Annotated in this window: 28 protein-coding genes and 1 tRNA gene; all 29 read right to left on the bottom strand. The window is 45.0% G+C overall.

Annotation, left to right across the window (positions count from 1 at the left end):
- Window position 1: 1 nt before the first annotated feature.
- A complete protein-coding gene (locus AC1TPC_RS09290) occupies window positions 2-637 on the bottom strand; it encodes a hypothetical protein (protein ID WP_482066574.1) in 636 nt (211 codons plus the stop codon).
- The gene (locus AC1TPC_RS09285; protein ID WP_482066573.1) at window positions 637-816 is read right to left on the bottom strand and encodes a hypothetical protein; all 180 of its coding nucleotides are present in this window, start codon (window positions 814-816) and stop codon (window positions 637-639) included. The genes AC1TPC_RS09290 and AC1TPC_RS09285 overlap by 1 nt, the downstream gene beginning before the upstream one ends.
- Window position 817: 1 nt before the next feature.
- The gene (locus AC1TPC_RS09280; protein ID WP_482066572.1) at window positions 818-1,402 is read right to left on the bottom strand and encodes a phage adaptor protein; all 585 of its coding nucleotides are present in this window, start codon (window positions 1,400-1,402) and stop codon (window positions 818-820) included.
- A gap of 8 nt (window positions 1,403-1,410) precedes the next feature.
- Window positions 1,411-1,653 (bottom strand): spike base protein, RCAP_Rcc01079 family, encoded by a 243-nt coding sequence (locus AC1TPC_RS09275; protein WP_482066571.1) that lies wholly within the window; start codon window positions 1,651-1,653, stop codon window positions 1,411-1,413.
- A complete protein-coding gene (locus tag AC1TPC_RS09270; protein WP_482066570.1) occupies window positions 1,653-1,904 on the bottom strand; it encodes a hypothetical protein in 252 nt (83 codons plus the stop codon). Before AC1TPC_RS09270 ends, AC1TPC_RS09275 begins: the two co-directional genes overlap by 1 nt.
- 42 nt (window positions 1,905-1,946) lie before the next feature.
- Complete coding sequence (locus AC1TPC_RS09265; RefSeq protein WP_482066569.1) at window positions 1,947-2,300, bottom strand: hypothetical protein; 354 nt, start codon at window positions 2,298-2,300, stop codon at window positions 1,947-1,949.
- Window positions 2,301-2,349: 49 nt separating this feature from the next.
- On the bottom strand, window positions 2,350-3,360 hold the full coding sequence (locus AC1TPC_RS09260; RefSeq protein ID WP_482066568.1) for a phage major capsid protein: 1,011 nt from the start codon (window positions 3,358-3,360) through the stop codon (window positions 2,350-2,352).
- Window positions 3,361-3,373: 13 nt separating this feature from the next.
- Complete coding sequence (locus tag AC1TPC_RS09255) at window positions 3,374-3,784, bottom strand: hypothetical protein (protein WP_482066567.1); 411 nt, start codon at window positions 3,782-3,784, stop codon at window positions 3,374-3,376.
- Window positions 3,785-3,795: 11 nt separating this feature from the next.
- Entirely contained in the window at window positions 3,796-4,749 is a 954-nt protein-coding gene (locus tag AC1TPC_RS09250; RefSeq protein WP_482066566.1) for a hypothetical protein, read from the bottom strand.
- A gap of 47 nt (window positions 4,750-4,796) precedes the next feature.
- Window positions 4,797-4,928: a hypothetical protein gene (locus tag AC1TPC_RS09245; RefSeq protein ID WP_482066565.1), complete on the bottom strand. Its 132-nt coding sequence runs from the start codon at window positions 4,926-4,928 to the stop codon at window positions 4,797-4,799.
- Window positions 4,929-5,003: 75 nt separating this feature from the next.
- Window positions 5,004-5,255 carry a hypothetical protein gene (locus AC1TPC_RS09240; protein WP_482066564.1) on the bottom strand — a complete coding sequence of 84 codons (252 nt, stop codon included), beginning with the start codon at window positions 5,253-5,255 and terminating at the stop codon, window positions 5,004-5,006.
- Entirely contained in the window at window positions 5,248-7,254 is a 2,007-nt protein-coding gene (locus tag AC1TPC_RS09235) for a hypothetical protein (RefSeq protein WP_482066563.1), read from the bottom strand. Before AC1TPC_RS09235 ends, AC1TPC_RS09240 begins: the two co-directional genes overlap by 8 nt.
- Before the next feature lie 4 nt (window positions 7,255-7,258).
- On the bottom strand, window positions 7,259-8,752 hold the full coding sequence (locus AC1TPC_RS09230; RefSeq protein ID WP_482066562.1) for a PBSX family phage terminase large subunit: 1,494 nt from the start codon (window positions 8,750-8,752) through the stop codon (window positions 7,259-7,261).
- Window positions 8,739-9,173 (bottom strand): helix-turn-helix domain-containing protein, encoded by a 435-nt coding sequence (locus AC1TPC_RS09225; protein WP_482066561.1) that lies wholly within the window; start codon window positions 9,171-9,173, stop codon window positions 8,739-8,741. Before AC1TPC_RS09225 ends, AC1TPC_RS09230 begins: the two co-directional genes overlap by 14 nt.
- Before the next feature lie 269 nt (window positions 9,174-9,442).
- Window positions 9,443-9,997, bottom strand: a complete 555-nt coding sequence (locus tag AC1TPC_RS09220; RefSeq protein ID WP_482066560.1) for a 3'-5' exoribonuclease domain-containing protein — start codon at window positions 9,995-9,997, stop codon at window positions 9,443-9,445.
- A gap of 406 nt (window positions 9,998-10,403) precedes the next feature.
- Window positions 10,404-10,489: transfer RNA gene (locus AC1TPC_RS09215), tRNA-Ser, on the bottom strand.
- 359 nt (window positions 10,490-10,848) lie between these two features.
- On the bottom strand, window positions 10,849-11,238 hold the full coding sequence (locus AC1TPC_RS09210) for a hypothetical protein (protein WP_482066559.1): 390 nt from the start codon (window positions 11,236-11,238) through the stop codon (window positions 10,849-10,851).
- A 229-nt stretch (window positions 11,239-11,467) separates the two neighbouring features.
- Entirely contained in the window at window positions 11,468-11,605 is a 138-nt protein-coding gene (locus tag AC1TPC_RS09205) for a hypothetical protein (protein ID WP_482066558.1), read from the bottom strand.
- Window positions 11,605-12,546 (bottom strand): hypothetical protein, encoded by a 942-nt coding sequence (locus AC1TPC_RS09200; RefSeq protein ID WP_482066557.1) that lies wholly within the window; start codon window positions 12,544-12,546, stop codon window positions 11,605-11,607. The genes AC1TPC_RS09205 and AC1TPC_RS09200 overlap by 1 nt, the downstream gene beginning before the upstream one ends.
- A gap of 182 nt (window positions 12,547-12,728) precedes the next feature.
- Complete coding sequence (locus AC1TPC_RS09195; protein ID WP_482066556.1) at window positions 12,729-13,361, bottom strand: hypothetical protein; 633 nt, start codon at window positions 13,359-13,361, stop codon at window positions 12,729-12,731.
- 247 nt (window positions 13,362-13,608) lie between these two features.
- A complete protein-coding gene (locus AC1TPC_RS09190; RefSeq protein ID WP_482066555.1) occupies window positions 13,609-13,815 on the bottom strand; it encodes a hypothetical protein in 207 nt (68 codons plus the stop codon).
- Between the two features lie 13 nt (window positions 13,816-13,828).
- The gene (locus AC1TPC_RS09185) at window positions 13,829-14,053 is read right to left on the bottom strand and encodes a hypothetical protein (protein WP_482066554.1); all 225 of its coding nucleotides are present in this window, start codon (window positions 14,051-14,053) and stop codon (window positions 13,829-13,831) included.
- A 51-nt stretch (window positions 14,054-14,104) separates the two neighbouring features.
- Entirely contained in the window at window positions 14,105-14,281 is a 177-nt protein-coding gene (locus tag AC1TPC_RS09180) for a hypothetical protein (RefSeq protein ID WP_482066553.1), read from the bottom strand.
- A gap of 40 nt (window positions 14,282-14,321) precedes the next feature.
- Entirely contained in the window at window positions 14,322-14,513 is a 192-nt protein-coding gene (locus AC1TPC_RS09175; protein WP_482066552.1) for a hypothetical protein, read from the bottom strand.
- Between the two features lie 24 nt (window positions 14,514-14,537).
- Window positions 14,538-14,714, bottom strand: coding sequence for a helix-turn-helix domain-containing protein (locus tag AC1TPC_RS09170; protein WP_482066551.1), 177 nt, complete (start codon window positions 14,712-14,714; stop codon window positions 14,538-14,540).
- Between the two features lie 3 nt (window positions 14,715-14,717).
- Window positions 14,718-15,029, bottom strand: coding sequence for a hypothetical protein (locus AC1TPC_RS09165; RefSeq protein ID WP_482066550.1), 312 nt, complete (start codon window positions 15,027-15,029; stop codon window positions 14,718-14,720).
- 246 nt (window positions 15,030-15,275) lie between these two features.
- Window positions 15,276-15,530 carry a hypothetical protein gene (locus tag AC1TPC_RS09160; RefSeq protein ID WP_482066549.1) on the bottom strand — a complete coding sequence of 85 codons (255 nt, stop codon included), beginning with the start codon at window positions 15,528-15,530 and terminating at the stop codon, window positions 15,276-15,278.
- The gene (locus tag AC1TPC_RS09155; protein ID WP_482066548.1) at window positions 15,527-15,937 is read right to left on the bottom strand and encodes a RusA family crossover junction endodeoxyribonuclease; all 411 of its coding nucleotides are present in this window, start codon (window positions 15,935-15,937) and stop codon (window positions 15,527-15,529) included. The genes AC1TPC_RS09160 and AC1TPC_RS09155 overlap by 4 nt, the downstream gene beginning before the upstream one ends.
- Complete coding sequence (locus AC1TPC_RS09150; protein ID WP_482066547.1) at window positions 15,934-16,341, bottom strand: YopX family protein; 408 nt, start codon at window positions 16,339-16,341, stop codon at window positions 15,934-15,936. The genes AC1TPC_RS09155 and AC1TPC_RS09150 overlap by 4 nt, the downstream gene beginning before the upstream one ends.
- Window positions 16,342-16,484 lie beyond the last annotated feature (143 nt).

Raw genomic sequence — 16,484 nt, 5'->3', positions numbered from 1 at the left:
TCTACCTCCGGTAATACTGAACTTCGTTTTGTGAAGGTGGGCGACCACCTGTAACGCCTTGTGCATCGGCATTCGCTTTGACAAGGATCGGGATTAACTTATCCGCAACGGAATAGGCACCATTCGCGCCCTCAATGTCGTTCAAGCTCTCCTTGATTTTTCCAATCGTCTCAAACATCAGCAAATCGTAAGAGGTTGCCGGCCACTCTAGTATCTGAGCGTCAGAGGTAGCTTTAGTTGGATACCCTTTGTACTGCATGACGTATGTCCCAGGGCCTTTTATGTGGATCAGCGAATTTGCCGACTCTCTCCACCAGCCTGACGGTGCTGGAAAGGATGTCCGTTTTGTTAATTCGGTTCCTGCATCGGTGGAAATAAGGATTCGAAGCTGCTCGTAAAGGTCTTCAATGTCATTTCCTCCACGTTTGAAGGTGACATATCCGTTAGCGGATACCGTCAATGCATCAGATGTTCGCACAACAAAGGCGAGTGAGACGTATTTCCACATCGCAAGCGTCATGTAATAGCGAATATAGGTATCTTGCGCTGCGCTATTGCCGAGATGGGCTAGATTCATGCGGCCCATTGCTTTGATTTGTGAGGTTAGCTCACCGACTGAGAAATTAAATGCGCCCATTACATCACGCCCCTTACTCGGCAATCATTGCCCTTATTTGTGCAAAATGTTGTTACTTCAGGATCGTACATTGCAGCGCTCTTGCTATCTGCTTGAATGTTCATAGTGACCGCTCGACCATCCTCAATAAGCGGTACACGTTCGCCATTTACGATATGGCTGAATGTTATGACGAACATGTCACCACCCACTTTCAGCGGGCTTTTCTATGCCCTTTTCAATAACGTAATAGTCTGCTACTTGTTTCTTTGCTACCTCATGTTGGCTGAAGCTCTCTGAATACTTCAAATTAGCTCGTTCAATGCCAATTTTGTCGACTGTTGAAGGTAACTGATAATACATCGCCTTAATGTAACTTGAATACAATGGATAAAAACGATCTTCAATGTCTATTGTGTCAGTTATATCCGTGAAAAATTTCAAATTCGCATAGTAATCAATCAATAGCGTGTCAGAAGATTGGAAAGCTACCGGAACTTCAAACGATCCGTTGTAATAGGTATAAACCGGATAATACGGACGATTAATTCCGCTATCCAAGTCGCTTTGCCGCCTTATTCTCCTAAATTTCCTGATCGTTGTTGGTAGTGTTGTATATGTCAATGTTGTTGTGTCAACTACTAAAGTGGTTGTGCCAGGAATGAATATTCGAAGCATGAATTCGTTCTGGGCAATATTCGCCCAATTGACTATGCTTTCATTTTCTAAGGGATCTTGAATGTCGCGTTCAACTATAAAACGTATTTGCTCAAGTGTGATCGCCATAATATCACCTAGTACAAAGCCGTTATATTAGTTGCTGTTGTACCTGTCGCCATAACTTTAATGACTGATATTGGGTATACATGACCAGCTACAACGCTTACGAATGTTGCCGTGCTGCTATCAGGGAAAACAACTGAAATATCCCCCGTTGCTGCTGCCATTAATCCGCGCGTGGCTGCAATTATTGTTGAATTGTTAGGCGTTACTGCTGCAGCTCTTGTATATGGCTCAACGACTACTCTCCCACCCATTACGACACTCCTTTCAAATGCTCAACGATCTGTTCATTGCTCCATTTATTCCATCCCTGCGGCTTGTTAGAGAGAGCCGCCATTCGTTTCATCAACTCAGGCCGCTTTATTTCTTCATCTGCATGCTTTGTCGGTTCCTTCAGCTCTCGCAGAAGTCGATTCGTTTCTCTTTGTTCGATAATCAGGTACATCATCAATTGTTGATCAATACGACTAACCTGTTGTTCAAGTAATTCAATAGGTGGAAGCATAATAACCCTCCTTATAAATAAAAAAAGGGAGCATTTCGCCCCCTACGCATCAGCCGTCACTCTCAAAATTTCAGTCCCTGCGCCATTAACTTGCAGAATGGCCGTTTTTGTCGCAGCCACTGGCACGGCAGTACCGCCAGCCACTTTAATGTTTGCAGCTAGTGTTGCGTGGTTGTTGGCCAGCACAATGACTTTCCCTGCGTAATCAGTTACAGGAATGACAAAGGCATTGCTTGCATGGCCTGTTGTTACCTCAATACGACCGTTAACGATTTGGGCAGGCGTTAAGGTCACATCTCCACCTGCAAGCGTCTGAGCAGTCAATACGCCCGTTTGAAGCGTTGCTAATCCATCTAAATTCATATTCGTGTATCCCGACACGGTTGGTTTTGGCATTTTTTTCACCGCCTAAAATAAAATAGGCACCCTTTCGAGTGCCTTGATACTATGATAGCAATGTTCCTGATAGTCCCGGGTCAGCTTTCAAGATACCATTCCAACGGTTTGGTTTTGCAATCCAGCGGCTGCGGCCCTTGATGATGTTTGCATCCGTTTTTTCATCAACGTATGAACGTACGTTAAGGGGGATGCGATCCAAGAACACAAGACCCTCGTACATTTCCATCCATTTCGCATCAGCAAGGTACCAGGTGTCAGTGCCGGCAGTAATTCCAGCCGCGTTGTTGAGATAAGGGGACATAATGACGTTCCAGCGGCCATACTGGAAGTTGAAAGAGTTGTTCGCCGTGTTCGGTGCGCCTTCTTCAGCTCCAATAGCATCAAATACAAGCTTCTTAATACGAGATTTTGACGGAATAATGATGGTATCTGGCGAAATGTCCATGATGTTGCCGTCATCGTCCCGGATGTATTGCATTGCTTCCTCTGCAAGGCAAAGCGCGTCATAAGAAAACGGGTTAGCAATATAGTTGGATTGCGTAGTGTAACCGCCTGTTTTGGACGGATGATTCGTTGCAAACAACGCAAGGCTATCAGCGCCTTTGATATCGAACACTTTGTTATTGTTACCGAATACCATCGTCGTAGCAGTCCCAGCGTTCAGGATCCCAAGTCCGAATTTTTCACGGCCGCGGTGGTACGACTTCATGAATCCATATGCTTTCTGCTTCACTTTACCCATTTTCGCGTCTTCGACCATTGTTTGAGTGACGCTGAACTGCAATTTCCACTCGTCCGGCTCTACAACTACCGAATGACCTTCTTGGAATGAGGATTCAGGGTAGGCCCCTTGTTCACCAACCGCCTCAAAATCACCAAGTGAGGTTTCATAGGTGTACTTCTCAGCAAAATTGCTCGTTTCGTCCATGCAGAAAATTTTATCGATGACCGATTCTGCTTCGAATGCTTCCTTCTGATCAGTGAGCATCATGCGGATAGGCTCTTGCGACTTTCCAAATACTGAATCATTGAGTCCTGCTGCTTTAGAGAATATCACCTATGCCCACCCCTTATCGACGGAAACGTCCGCGTACGTTAGATGTCGTTGTCGCGCCGTCCGTTTCTGAAATTTCAAATACTCCACTTGCTGTTGTTGCTGTAACCAGTAGGCCGTCAGTATGGATTGTTACTTTAGCCCCTTCAAGCGTTACGGCTACGGTAGCCGTTGATTGAGTGGTCCACTCCTGAAGCTCATCCACGCGCCATACAGGAATAATAGCTCCCGGCGTAGCTGCTGCAGCTGTCTTAGCTGCAATAAACTGAGGTGTAGCCGTTGCCCCGCCTTTTGTCAGCTTTCCGCTTGTTTGAACAAGGGATTCGCCTAGAGCAGAGGCTTCACCGTCAGTCATTTGTAAGTATTCGAATGGTAGCTCACCCATACCTGGGCGCATAATTGGGCGAAAGCCCGGTGCGTTTGCCATGTAAAACCCTCCTAATTTGCGTGTTTTTTATGCCAAGCTCGTATTTGTGCGTCTGTTTTGCCTTTATTCAAGGCGCGGTACATGCGCATGGTTTGTTCATCAATCTCAACATGGTCTACCTCGCCGCCTGTTGTAGCGTTAGGAGCCAAATGTTCCTTACTATTCAGCTTGTCGAGCGCTTCTTGCTTAGCTACAGCTTGCGCATTTTGTAAACGTCCATTCAGGATCGTTTCAAAGTGGGCGTTACGGTATGCGGCAAGTGGTGATGCTCCTCTAGCAATCTCGGCTTGCATTTCAGGAGTGTACCAATCAGGACTTGCGCCCGCATCAGCTGCCTTCGAACTTTCTACTAGCTCGGGATACGCCGTATACAATTGGTTCCACTGGTCAACAGCCTGCGCTTGCGTGCGTTCTTGAGTGAACTGCTGTACTTGCTGTTGGGTAGCTTTGTAATTGCGGATCGCTTCGATTTCTTCAGCAGTAAGGCCAGACTCCTCATATCGCCGCGCGTTTTCTTCCTCGCGTTCTCTCTGTAGCGCTGCTTCGTATTGCTCGACAGTGAATATACCTCTGTCGCCGTATTGCTGCGCTATAAGCTCGTCAGCTTTCTTCGCCTTTGCTTCAATTTCTGCGGCTCTAGCTTTCTCAGCTTCAAGCTGCTTCCGCATCTCTTGAAATGCTTTATTTGTCTCCGAATCCTGCTTTGGCTTCTCCGGTTCGACGACCTCCGGTTTTTCGGCTTTGTCCGCATCTGCTGTATCAGCGTTAGTTGTATCAGTGGTATCCTCACTGGCGCGAGTGCTTGTGTATTTATCCATCTTTGCGTTAAACTCTCGCGCATCCGCTTCAAATTCTGGCGAATCTTCCAAGCTTGGCGTCCCGTCATCCTCCCCGAATAGTTGAAGGTTGAGTTTCAGTGGAAATTCAGCGACCTTTTCCATTTTGCTGCTTATGTTTTGCATCATTACATTCTCCTTTGCAGTTGTTGCTACGGTCTGCCCCGCGAATTTTTTTACTTGCTGCGTAGATCGCCGCCCGTTGTTTTCTTAGGCGATTTTTGATTCTTGATGATGCTGTTTGGTGATTTTACTGTTCCACTCGAAGAGTTTGGAACCTTGTAGCCACCGCCGCCACCTTTACTCATGTCAATCACCACCTTTCGTTGAGATATGCCCAAAATGGCAAGAGAAAAGGCCACCCTACGACTAGGAATGGCCTGTTATACGTATTCGACTAGACGATCCATATTGGCCGCCATAACGTCATATATTGTATCTATTTGCAAATGTGCGTTAAGCTCTGCTCGCGTTCCAACATCTACCTCACTCCACGATGTTGCAATATTGCCGTCAGGACATTTGGCAGCAAAAATGAATCCTCTTATTTCGCCGTTCCTTGCATAATCCAACAGTTTCTCCAATGCTTCGACAACATTGTCTTGAGGCGTTTTGAACTTCACAATATTAGCCATTCCCTGTACCTCGATTCGCCATAGCCTGCACCTTCTGTTGTTCAATCACCAGCTTTGCGGATTCCAATTCCCTCTGCGCAGCCTTGTCTTCCATCGCTTGTTGTTGTTCAAACTGAATGCGCTGAGATTCGTTAGCAGCATTGGCGGCTTCTGCTTCAGCTTGCATATTTGCTTGGCTCGTTTGTTCAAGCGCGCCTTGCAGTTGTTCATTCTCGCCACCAGCCTGTTCTAGCTGTTGTTGCAATTGCTGGATGATTTGTTCCATCTGCTGCATTTGTTCCTGCTGATCCATCTTTTTATCCCACTGCTCTTTAATCTTGCTCGCATTCGGGAATTGCAAGCTTTCAAGTACGGTCCATAATTGTTGTAAGTCCATCGCTTGGGCGCCGAACAATGCCATCGTTTGTTCATAAAGGAACATCGGGTCTTTTGGAAGCCCGTAGGCCCCGTCGGTCCCAAACAAGAAATCCATATTCCAATACAGGTTGCCTCTGCGGTCTCGCTGCAACAACAGATACTTGTCAAACTCTCCGAACAAGTCGCCGCCTGATTCATCCGTTGCCAGATATGGGCGAATCTCGTCATAAAATGCGACTTTGAATTCGAAAATGATCTCGAATAATTCTTTGAAATGGATCGCTTTATTGAATTGCTTGGACTGCATGCGCCCACTCGCTTGCTGTACCTGTATCTGCTTGGCCTTGCCTGACTGCGCTGTAGGGTCTTCCTTGCCTTGGTAACTGTTCGTTATGCCTAGCATGGATTGAGCGACTCTGTACTGTTCCTGAACGAACTGGATGTCTTTGCTAATGTCTGCTGTGAGGTCTAGCGTCTCGATCATAGCCAGTTCCGGCGCCGTTCCTCTTACAATCTGGTAGATCGTGTCGTTTATGTCGAAAGTGTTGTGCGTATCAAGGGCTTTGATGATTGTGCCACCCTTAACCAACTTTTCCTCCATCTTGTGTACGACACGCTTTATTGAATCCTGCTGGTCACGAATCACATCCAGGTCAGACTGTCCACCAAATGCAAAGTTTCGCGGCACGTTGATCCTCACGCTAACCGGATACCTTTGGGGAATGAAAAAAGGAACCTTTTCGCCCATTCGAGCAATTACGGTTCCGTCTCGTTTCACAATATCTCTATCGAGCGTTTCTTCTTTCAAAATTTGACCATTAAGGCGACGATAGAAAAACTTAGGTAAATCCTCAAGCTCAGTGTCATTTATAAACACATATTTTCCTATGTCACCATCATCGTCCTTGTACCAGCAAACGATCTCTGTAAGTGGCTCTTCTTCCTCCGCGCCTGCCGACCTTTGTGTCACAGCGCCTGAAGCAGCTTGATCTGTATCGTACAAACGTGTATTTTCGGGGTACTGTTCTTCCTCGCCTGTCATATCCTTTTTGTACCGCCGCTTAACATAGTCTTGTGTCACATCAGACAGGATGAAAAAATAATCCATCTTCTGCAAGTTGTATACTTTTGGCTGAGTGACCAGTTGTTTCGGATGCCGTCCGATTAGCTCTATTTCGCCCCTGTACAGGTGGTGTTTGAAATTCGGATTCCAAGCCACCTCAATCAGTGAAAAGCCCTGTATCGGCGTTATGCGCTCGTTACGATCATTAATAGATTCGATATCCGACTCTTTCAAATCGCTGGCAATGGAATCAGATATCATTTGCGCATCTTGTTCAAAGCCTTCACGCTTGCTTTTGACCGTTGGCATCGGAATCTGATTGTTAATCTGTGACTCGGTGAACTCGTAAATGATATTGTAGATGTTGTTCGCTTTCTTGGACGGCGTTGTCGTGGCGTTAACGTTCTTATCAACCGTCCGATCACCTAAGTACAGGTATTCTCGCTTATCCATCTCCGATAGTTTTTGACCACTCTTGGCAGCTTCTAACCGGTTCTGCCATTTAGAGAGTTTATCTGACTTCACTGCTTGCTTATAGCTCTTTTTCACTCGTTCCATCACATCCTTTATGAGTCCCATGCAATCATCCCGCCTTTATTCCCCACTTATTCAGCATATACTGCTTCATATCCGGCGATGCTTTTCGGTAATCTTCTTGCAAGTCCGGTGGTAAATCCTTTAGGCTTGGCTGCGACTTAGGTAGTGCTGTAGTCTGCTGCGTCCTAATTTCCTGACATATCGCATCCGCTAGGATCAAGTCGTCATGTTGACCATCTTGCGCGGTTGGCTTCCCCTTCTCATCACGCACAAATACCAACATTTCCTCTAAGGTGGGAATGTCGTTGAATAGTTCGATATGTTCTCGTACCAGCTGCACGTAAGATGCGATGATGATAGGTCTTGTGATTTTGGTAGTAACGAATCCAAACTTTTGTTGCACGCTGTAAGTGAATTTATCTACCGTTTCGCGCATGTATTGCTTCGGATACCGTAATCGTTCCAACTCTTTGTGTGGGTGAGTATCGAAATTTGTTTCGATCCCGATTAAAGCCTTGTTGTAATAGTGTCCTAAACAAAACATTTGCTTTGCATAGAGGTCAGTATCCACTCTATCCCGCCATACAGCTGCTTGATTCCAGGTAATGTTGTTCCTGACCTGTCCAATCGAGAAGTCGAAGCCGCCCTCGGCTATGTCCCCGCCAATTACATACGGGTAATCTTTTTGTGGCTCCTCATAAATGGTGAGTGGTCCATTCTCGTCCGGCATAAGCTTAATACTATCTATTGCAATTTGCTCGTTCACATAATCGTAAATGAATCGACCTCGTTTGAACGCCTTCTGATTCGCTTTAAGCCACACAATTCGTTCAGTGACTATTTGTGCGTTGAATACCGTCTTACCCAGCACGCCCCATTCTCCAAGCGCATACACGGTGTAATAATAAGGATCTTGTTCTTTCAATGACTCAAGCGTTCCCTTGTATTCGTCGTCTATGAAGGCATTGTCTTTATAGGTGGTATGGATGACTGTACTATTCGCTTTCTTTCCATCAAAAAAAACAGCCTTAAGCCAATGTGTGATGCTAATTGGATTAAAGCTGATCATGATTTGTTTATAATTTCTCGTCTGTCCACGTAACCGTAAGTCAAGCTGCTGGAAGTCTTCCTGTAATATCTCTGAAGCTTCTTCCAACCACATGCCTGTTATGCCATGAATCGATTTTAGCTTTTCAACATCATCAAGCCCGGCAAATATAATCTGATTGCCGTTTACGCAGGTAATGTCCATGTCGCTTTTATTAATCTTGAATAGCTCGGACATCCCCCAATCTGAAATCGTTCCTCGTAATAGGGAAAACACCGAGTTTCTAATCGTATTCGCTACTTTCCTTACAACGAGGAATTTGTGCCCCTTTTCCTCTAGCATGCGGATAATCATCTTTTGCGCTGCTGTTACACTCTTCCCACTACCAGCACCGCCATAAAGTACAAGGTAACGACTCTTATTGTCTATAAGTGGATGGCCCCATGTATTCATAATCTCGTCGATTGCTATGTCGATATTAATCGCTGGCATCTGGCATCACCTTCTTACGGTTAACGACAAAATTGACCTCTCCGCTATGTTCAAGCTCTTGCTTATCTCTCCACTCTTTAGGCTTGCGATTCTTCAGCCAGAATATGAGAGCCGTTGTATTCGGATGAGCGACCTTTCGAAGCTCTATCGGATCGCCCGTCATTTTATTTAACTCTTCCTCGGTGTAATCGTAACCGAGCGCAGCTTTAAGGAGCGCATTCTCGACCATGACGTCAATTACTTCTCGCCCGTTTTTTAAGGCGTCCGATAAGTCCGAATGTTCCTTCTGATATTCACACAATGTTGACTTTGCTATTCCAAGATTCTTTGCTATATCTTCAAGTGTTAATCCATTTCTCGCCCATGCCTCTATCAGCAGTAGCTTGGGCTTAACGTGTGTATCATATTTACCTACTGCCATCAATCATCATCCTCTCCGCTAAAAAGTTAATAGTTCAAATATTGATAGTTTTACTCGTCTTGTATTCCCCGGATGGCACAATCACGCCGTAATTAATACACATCATCAGAAACGCTGTCGCATCTTTTTTTCCGTCATTGTACTTGTGTTTCAATCTATCGTAGATACTCACTCGTCATCATCCTCCCCACCAAAAAATGTTTGCATAGCCATCTGCCATAGGATTAGATTTACTACAGCCCATATAGTGATTGCGTCAAGGTCGGTCACTACATACTCATTAGTTTCTCGTAGCAAGCCTTTATCACTTTCGCATCGTGTAATGCGTTGTGTTTTTCTCCCTCAATGCCTGCGAAATCTTCGCGGTTAATATCAGGATCGACGCCTCTGACTTTCATCAATGTGCAAATGTCGAACGGGATATAGTAGACGTTCTTCGGAATGTTAAATGCATGACCGAATAACTGATTGAATAGCACCCAATCGTATGATAGGCAGTCCGACCATATTTCTATCGATTCATATCGAGTTAACCATCGTCTCAGTAGTTCGCCAATATCTTTTTGCTCATAATCAATCAACGCTACATGATTACATTCCTCAATAGATTTTTCGTTAATCTCCCGACTCAATCCTCTATAATCGCCTGTTTCCATTACAAGCTTGGATATCACGTTCTCTTTAAGCCAATCATCTACTTGTGATCGATCATAATCATCAAGCTCGGCGTAAAATGTGTCTCCGCTTTCGGTGATCAATCCAATACTGATCAACGTTGTGTTCTGATGCAGTCCAGTGAACTCTGTATCAAAGAATACTTTCATCGTTTCATCTCCTTACACATGATATCTAATCGAAAATAAGTACCTACACCATTTCCTCAGTGATTTTCTATTGTCGTAACCGACCCACAGTTTACCTGGAAACAATCCGAATAAGTAGAACTGTGTGAAGTGCACACCATCATAATGAATTTTAAGCTTTTTCAACTCACGTTCACTTATGATCATGTCTCTATCTCCCTATTTCAACAGTATCGTTGTTACCAATATCGTTATCGTTATGATGTTTAGCGCATCCATAATGTTTAGCAATGTATTGGATTTCAATTAATCATCTCCCTATAACGAAAAAGAAGCCTTTCGGCTCCTCTCGTGTGATCGCTCAATCCATGGCATTAGATTGTTCGAAGTATATGTGCAGCGCATCCACGCTTATCACCAGTCTAAACGGATTGTGTAGGATTCGAACCTACGCTCCCTTTCGGGACTAACGCTTTAGCAAAGCGCCCTCTTCGGCCTCTTGAGTAACAATCCATATAATGCGGTTTATCCTAAGCCCCCGCAAAGGTTGCCTTAAATACATTAATCCGTACGACTCTCATCACAGGCTCATGATGGACGGAAGCGCCCTGAGTGTTATCTTCCTCCAATTACTCGGGTATGTGGATGTGTTCGTGGTCATGGACCTTACATCCATGAATAGCAATCCTCAAATTGCTGCTTGCGCGGTCATCCCGCAGCGTTCCGTCTCTCTTCCGGCACCACGATCAATTTTGTGTTAATCGGAACCTCGCCATCGGGGCGAGTAACCGTACGCTTTACCCGTAACGGCGAGGTATCCACGTTACTATTATAGCATGGTTCATTTCGCAATATTGTTATAATAATGTTAGTTATGCTAGTTTGAGCCGCGGTGCTTTTGCGCTGACAATCCTGATATATCCGTATGCGTAATTAGTGCGCTTGGCGATCTCCGTAAGTGGCAAGCGTTCGATATCACGCATATACGCCACTCTTGCCGGCAGCTCACTCGTATTCTCCAGCAGATTCTTGATCTTACGATACAGTTCCACCTTCTCGTCGATATACGCTCTCACGGCCTCCAGTTTTTCCATGGCTTCGTCATAATTGTAAAGCGCTACATCCAATGGCAGATAAGTATTGCGGTCTACACGGCTGTTATAGCAATGCTTCTGTGCGATCTCCGCTTGTCTTACTAAATCCGACTCTCTGCCCCTTAATATCTCTAACTCCATGCATAGCTCGTTGAATAAGTTTTGCATCCTAATCAGCCCCTTGATTAGTTTATTTTGTGTTATCTCCGTAAGTAAATTGTGACTCCTGGCTTCTCAGGTATCTTGAAATAATATTGCGGTCTGTATCCCGCGAAGAATGGTTTCTTGCACCCTCCGCACTTCTTCTCTTTGCATACATTGCATTTTGGCTCGTCTAACATTCCCTCACCTACTTGTTGAGCGCCCCGATCGGAGCGCCCTTGTGTGATTAAATTATCTATTTTCCATTCCAATTGCAGTTGGCAACGAGTTTTTTATACATGTCTTTCTTGCTCTCTTCTTCCTCCAACATCGCATATGCTTGAGGTGAAACGATGTATATTGTCTCCTCTTTCTTAATTTCCTGCGATTCCATTACGCCACCGCCAGTTTCGACTGTTTCATCTGCGCTACTTCTTGCTTGAGCTCTTCGAACTCTGCCCGAGTAACCGGCGCATCGCCTTCGCGTACAGCTCCGTATTCAACCAATCCACCGGTTGCCCCTTCACCCTCACTGGGAGTCACTAATGGGGGAGCGACCAATGCCAAATCCTGTATAGCGGCTGCAGCAGCTTCGGCAGCTTTCTGAGCTTCAAGCTCTTGGCGAAATCGCGCAGCATCCTCTTCGCTTAACTCGCGATATTTGCCGATCTCCAACCTTGGAATAATAATTTCGTCGCCAGTCTCAGCGAGGTTAGCGCGGTAGTTCAATTTCCGTAGATCATCTTCCCATTGTTTGTTATAAATGGCCGGCTTAGCAGCATGCAGTTGTTTCGCGATCTCTGCCAGGTTCGTATTAAGGTTTGTTGCCGTCGGTTTGTTTTGCGACTCCAGCTCTGTACGCATCGAGACATTGTCGGATGTTAAACGGCTAATTTCCTCTTTTGCGTTTTCCAACTCTCTTGCGGCTGCATCGCGGCGTAATTCCATATCAGCCAGTTTATCGCTGTATTCAAGTGCGCGTTTGCGATATTGCTCGAGCTCCGTTACTTGATCTTCAAGCGATTCGATTTGCGATTTGTAGCTCGCATCAATAGTCGCCTGCTTCTGAGCCCGATCACCTTCACGCAATTGCAGCCACGTCGAAAGCATTTGATACTGCGTTTCTCCCAAGCACAATTCGCGAAGCGTAAACGTCATTCCCTCGATGGTGATATTTTCGAATTCGCCGAATAGCTCACTTTGCGCTGTCTGTGCAGCCAATTCCGCACGGAGCGCATCCAGTTTCGCTTGTTCTTCTTCATGTTTCGCCGTCCTTGGATCAAGTTGACTTACTACATCTGCCTGTGCTTGGATATCCTGTTCTAATTGGCTCATGTGAACCTCCCGAAATTGTATTTTATAGTAATAATTATAACATAAGACCATGCCCATTAAAAGCGATAAACCCAGTATACACGCGGTATTTCAGCTATTTTACTCATTCTCATAATATTTCATTATGCCATGTCATGGTCAGGCGGGTCCCTCACTCTTTTGCCTCCGATACATCTCAATATTCAGACTGCGTTCTTAACTGTAGGCTGTTTCAGATATCCAAGTTGCATAGCTATTCGCCTTATAGTTTCTACGTCTTCAACGGGATATCCCCAATGTTGGCAGTACAAGCCGCCATACCCATTATTGTGGTTCGCATCATCATCACCGAATATATAATCTCTAAAGTCGTTGATTAATCCCCAAAGCGTTCCTCCATGCGAGAAGGCTTGCTTTTGCTCTCTGGTCTTGCCATCCTTACCGTTCTCCATCAGCATGGGTATACCGGTGTAATCATCAGTGTACCAAAGCCATCCATTCGCCCAGTGGAACGCTGCGTACCTGTCATGTTTCTTGGAATACAGGAATTGACGTCCACGGTCACCGATCTCACGGATCAATCGGTTTACAAGTTCAATGCGCTCGGGAGATTTGAAAGGAGTAGAATTGGGAAGTGGTGCAGATTGTCCGATCTTGCGTACCCGAATATGTTTGCAAAACTCGATGAATGAGATATCCCAACAATCCGTCACAGCAATGTATTCGTCATACTTCGCTTTCCCTGCTGTTTCAGCCGTTTTTAGAATCGTGTATGCCGGATGATCCCCGAACATTTCTGATGGATAACTGATCTCGTATAAATTTATTGATTCCACTGTAAATAACCCTCCCATGTATTTGCGTATTCAAACCTGTCCGTCACCCATTGTCAGGCAGTAACTTGATATACCACACGTCATTCGAGGACATGTACAATTCGTGCGTAGCTCCACATTCTGGGCATTGGATTTGTAAAGCGCCACCTCCCAAATCCTCTTTGTCCCAACTACTCAAATCGTTTATGCATCCCTTATGTTCACAAATGAGCAATTCCATGTTTCCCACCTCCATGTTCCTCAATATTCACTGAAGATCATTAGTCATCTTTTCAAGCAATAAGACAATTTCAGATAAACGATCATTGTACATTTTCTGCTCCCGAATAGTCTCCTTTAAAATTTCAATATCTCCTCGATCTCTAGCATTCTTGGCTTGGTTTTCGAGTTTTGGAAACACTAGATATTTAATGTTGTCCACTTCCGCTGTCAGACGATCAAACAATCCATTCATTGCTGAAAGCCCCCTAATGTTCAGTGCGATCTTCAGATACTTGGCCAAGAATTTGATATAGGTTAAAAATTGCATACTTTCTTTCTCGCCTTTGGATATTTAGCTCATGTAAATTCTCAAAATCTTTATCGCTTGCTGAACCATTTGAAATCTTGTCTGATACTTTCCGTATTTTTATTTCAATTTTGTTTTGATCCGTTTCCAAATCCACGATTTGCTTCTGGATTAACTCCTTCATACATGTACACCGCCTTATTCAAAATGTTGTATAAGAGTTTCGTCGAACTGTTTAGTAATTCTCCAACATTTTTAATACCTTTTCATAAGCTAATGCTTCGCCATGAAGAAGCTCTATTTTCTTTGTTTCATCAAAGTAAGTAGCTCCACTCCTGCGTTCAATGCGTTTGTCAATTACTGCGATTTTTGATAGTAATTCATTCCTGATTTTATCAATCACATCCGACACTTATTTTTACTCCTTTCAGGTACGTTTGATATTCACTGAATTACTTCGCAGCTTGCTCGTCTAGTTCGCGTTGCGTCAACCACCGCATGGTATATCCGCAGCACTTCGGCCAACCTTCAGCTAATCGTTTCCCCGTGTTCCTGAGCGGCTCAGTATTTCCGCATTGCTGGCATTCTAAATGTCCTCCGAAACCTTGGATATCGGCACCGATTTTTCCTTGTATCCCATTCATCCGATGTACGCCTCCTCTTCATTCTCAAAACCCCCCCAATACCTCAACGATCCGATTCCCTATATACGACTCCGGCGCTTCACCATGACGCTCATAGTTGCTTATGGATCTTCCTGTACAGCCTACTAGTTCTGCTAGTTGATTCTGCGAGAGTCCGCGAGCTTTACGCCTTGGTCGTAACCTTTCGCCGTATTTAGCCATTGATTATGCCTCCTGTTCGGTTGGAATGGCGGTTGGCTCAGGTTTGTTCCACTCGCTTATCGCATTCATGATCCGATGTTGAACCGCTGTTATTTCTCCCAACAAATCATGAATCTGCGTTGATTCGGACTCTTTGATGCTCTTATTCAGCAATGCCATGCAAGCTTGACCAATATTTGCGTAGTACCCTACCGTTTCCCAACGTTCAACCGATATTGGCTTTGCTGCAGTTGGCTTGCTCCACTTTTGTTCTTGCAGCATAACGTTCATAGGATCTGATGTAAGCCTGATGTTCTCACCAATGTATAATTCCATATCAACCTCTCACCTTCTGTGCGCCTCATAGAGCGCTGTTTATTTTACAACCAGTGTTTATTCATCGAGTCTATTAAAATCGCCCTACGACTCTCTCAGGCGGCTTATACAACGTGTGTGACTGTCCCATCTCCCTATCAATCTCTCGAATGCGCTTTTCGATCCTCTCAGAACCTGTTGAACGTACCCCGAGCCAGTCCAGTTTGCTTTGTAAGGTGTCCCTTTCGGTTATGAGGTCTGTTTTGTTCATGCGCTCAACTCCTTTTCATGCTCATTCCTCAAGTCGCCTACTTCGCCTGGAATAAAACCATCATCCCAACCTTCTTTGTTATCCATGTACTCGATGCATGGGTCGCACATGTGGTAGTTGTACCAATCGCCTTGATATTTACCTTTGCAGTGATTCGTTTCAGTTCCTTTTGGGATCACTTCAAAGCAACCCTCGCACTTATGTTCTTTTCTCGTTTTAACTCTGTCCCGATTATGAAGGTCGTAGCTCATGCGCTCCACTCCTCAATCTCGATTTCAATCCTCGGCTGATCGCTATACCACTTGCTGCTGGACTCCTCTACCACTCGGTTATCATCTTTCCAAGCGATTCCGTTCAACGCATCAAAGCAACCTTTTACGCAATTATCAATATCAGGCTTGACGATAGGTCGCTTTTTACCAGCCCTAGCCGCCGCCTTATCCGCTTTCGACCACGACTGAGGTATTGGGTAGTAAAATCGCATTTTGACGCTTACAGGGGCATCTATGGCTGTCTTAATGTGTTCCCTCACTGCCCATCCGATCTGCCTTTTGTATGTTTGGTATCGCTGGGAGTAAGCATTGGACCATTTGCTGCGTTGTGTGACCCTTACCGCACCCATAGGAATTATGTCAACAATGATTCGTCGTATGCTCATGTTGGTTCTTCCTCCTTGGGTAAAAGGTGAGGGTGTTCGAACGCGTTCCCTATGATTTCACTTTCTCTGATGCACTGACCCTTTAGGTGGTATTCACTTTCTAGATCGTTTAAATGATTCAGATCCGCAAGATAAAAACCCGTGTCTTCTTCCCACCACTCGATTAAATAATTTGTCCCTTGGTACTCAACGATATCTTTATGTGCTGTCTCCACTCCGTTGCGGTCTTTCAGGCCTGTGTAACGAACTACTATCACCTTTTCCGTCATGCAAGTCTTGCTCATATATCTGTCATAACTTCCGCGTTCTTCAATTTTCCAAATATCACCGTCTGGATCGACATACAGGTCCCATGGATCTTGTATCCATTCTTTTCGCTCTATGTGCCACACTTTATATTTCATGACGCATCGTTCCCTCCCCCGGTGTAGTAGCTCCTCATCGACTTCTTGCTCCTTGCTTTCGGCGTTGCCGGCTTCCTACTCTTTGTGAGGGGTAGTGCGTTTAGTTTGTGGTGTTTTATATCTCTCATGGGGGATCATCCTCT

This window comes from Paenibacillus sp. Y280, from assembly GCF_056786335.1.
The sequence above is the reverse complement of the archived record's forward strand: the minus strand, read 5'-3'. Positions and strand labels throughout refer to the sequence as shown.

What these genes read in the sequence shown, in the direction of transcription:
- AC1TPC_RS09270 (WP_482066570.1), bottom strand. Translation starts at nt 1,904, where the DNA reads ATGCTTCCACCTATTGAATTACTTGAACAACAGGTTAGTCGTATTGAT.
- AC1TPC_RS09290 (WP_482066574.1), bottom strand. Translation starts at nt 637, where the DNA reads ATGGGCGCATTTAATTTCTCAGTCGGTGAGCTAACCTCACAAATCAAA.
- AC1TPC_RS09220 (WP_482066560.1), bottom strand. Translation starts at nt 9,997, where the DNA reads ATGAAAGTATTCTTTGATACAGAGTTCACTGGACTGCATCAGAACACA.
- AC1TPC_RS09155 (WP_482066548.1), bottom strand. Translation starts at nt 15,937, where the DNA reads ATGAGCATACGACGAATCATTGTTGACATAATTCCTATGGGTGCGGTA.
- AC1TPC_RS09210 (WP_482066559.1), bottom strand. Translation starts at nt 11,238, where the DNA reads ATGCAAAACTTATTCAACGAGCTATGCATGGAGTTAGAGATATTAAGG.
- AC1TPC_RS09235 (WP_482066563.1), bottom strand. Translation starts at nt 7,254, where the DNA reads ATGGGACTCATAAAGGATGTGATGGAACGAGTGAAAAAGAGCTATAAG.
- AC1TPC_RS09240 (WP_482066564.1), bottom strand. Translation starts at nt 5,255, where the DNA reads ATGGCTAATATTGTGAAGTTCAAAACGCCTCAAGACAATGTTGTCGAA.
- AC1TPC_RS09160 (WP_482066549.1), bottom strand. Translation starts at nt 15,530, where the DNA reads ATGAGCTACGACCTTCATAATCGGGACAGAGTTAAAACGAGAAAAGAA.
- AC1TPC_RS09170 (WP_482066551.1), bottom strand. Translation starts at nt 14,714, where the DNA reads ATGGCTAAATACGGCGAAAGGTTACGACCAAGGCGTAAAGCTCGCGGA.
- AC1TPC_RS09190 (WP_482066555.1), bottom strand. Translation starts at nt 13,815, where the DNA reads ATGAATGGATTGTTTGATCGTCTGACAGCGGAAGTGGACAACATTAAA.
- AC1TPC_RS09200 (WP_482066557.1), bottom strand. Translation starts at nt 12,546, where the DNA reads ATGAGCCAATTAGAACAGGATATCCAAGCACAGGCAGATGTAGTAAGT.
- AC1TPC_RS09185 (WP_482066554.1), bottom strand. Translation starts at nt 14,053, where the DNA reads ATGAAGGAGTTAATCCAGAAGCAAATCGTGGATTTGGAAACGGATCAA.
- AC1TPC_RS09225 (WP_482066561.1), bottom strand. Translation starts at nt 9,173, where the DNA reads ATGGCAGTAGGTAAATATGATACACACGTTAAGCCCAAGCTACTGCTG.
- AC1TPC_RS09280 (WP_482066572.1), bottom strand. Translation starts at nt 1,402, where the DNA reads ATGGCGATCACACTTGAGCAAATACGTTTTATAGTTGAACGCGACATT.
- AC1TPC_RS09285 (WP_482066573.1), bottom strand. Translation starts at nt 816, where the DNA reads ATGTTCGTCATAACATTCAGCCATATCGTAAATGGCGAACGTGTACCG.
- AC1TPC_RS09205 (WP_482066558.1), bottom strand. Translation starts at nt 11,605, where the DNA reads ATGGAATCGCAGGAAATTAAGAAAGAGGAGACAATATACATCGTTTCA.
- AC1TPC_RS09265 (WP_482066569.1), bottom strand. Translation starts at nt 2,300, where the DNA reads ATGCCAAAACCAACCGTGTCGGGATACACGAATATGAATTTAGATGGA.
- AC1TPC_RS09275 (WP_482066571.1), bottom strand. Translation starts at nt 1,653, where the DNA reads ATGGGTGGGAGAGTAGTCGTTGAGCCATATACAAGAGCTGCAGCAGTA.
- AC1TPC_RS09250 (WP_482066566.1), bottom strand. Translation starts at nt 4,749, where the DNA reads ATGATGCAAAACATAAGCAGCAAAATGGAAAAGGTCGCTGAATTTCCA.
- AC1TPC_RS09175 (WP_482066552.1), bottom strand. Translation starts at nt 14,513, where the DNA reads ATGAATGGGATACAAGGAAAAATCGGTGCCGATATCCAAGGTTTCGGA.
- AC1TPC_RS09150 (WP_482066547.1), bottom strand. Translation starts at nt 16,341, where the DNA reads ATGAAATATAAAGTGTGGCACATAGAGCGAAAAGAATGGATACAAGAT.
- AC1TPC_RS09165 (WP_482066550.1), bottom strand. Translation starts at nt 15,029, where the DNA reads ATGGAATTATACATTGGTGAGAACATCAGGCTTACATCAGATCCTATG.
- AC1TPC_RS09230 (WP_482066562.1), bottom strand. Translation starts at nt 8,752, where the DNA reads ATGCCAGCGATTAATATCGACATAGCAATCGACGAGATTATGAATACA.
- AC1TPC_RS09255 (WP_482066567.1), bottom strand. Translation starts at nt 3,784, where the DNA reads ATGGCAAACGCACCGGGCTTTCGCCCAATTATGCGCCCAGGTATGGGT.
- AC1TPC_RS09245 (WP_482066565.1), bottom strand. Translation starts at nt 4,928, where the DNA reads ATGAGTAAAGGTGGCGGCGGTGGCTACAAGGTTCCAAACTCTTCGAGT.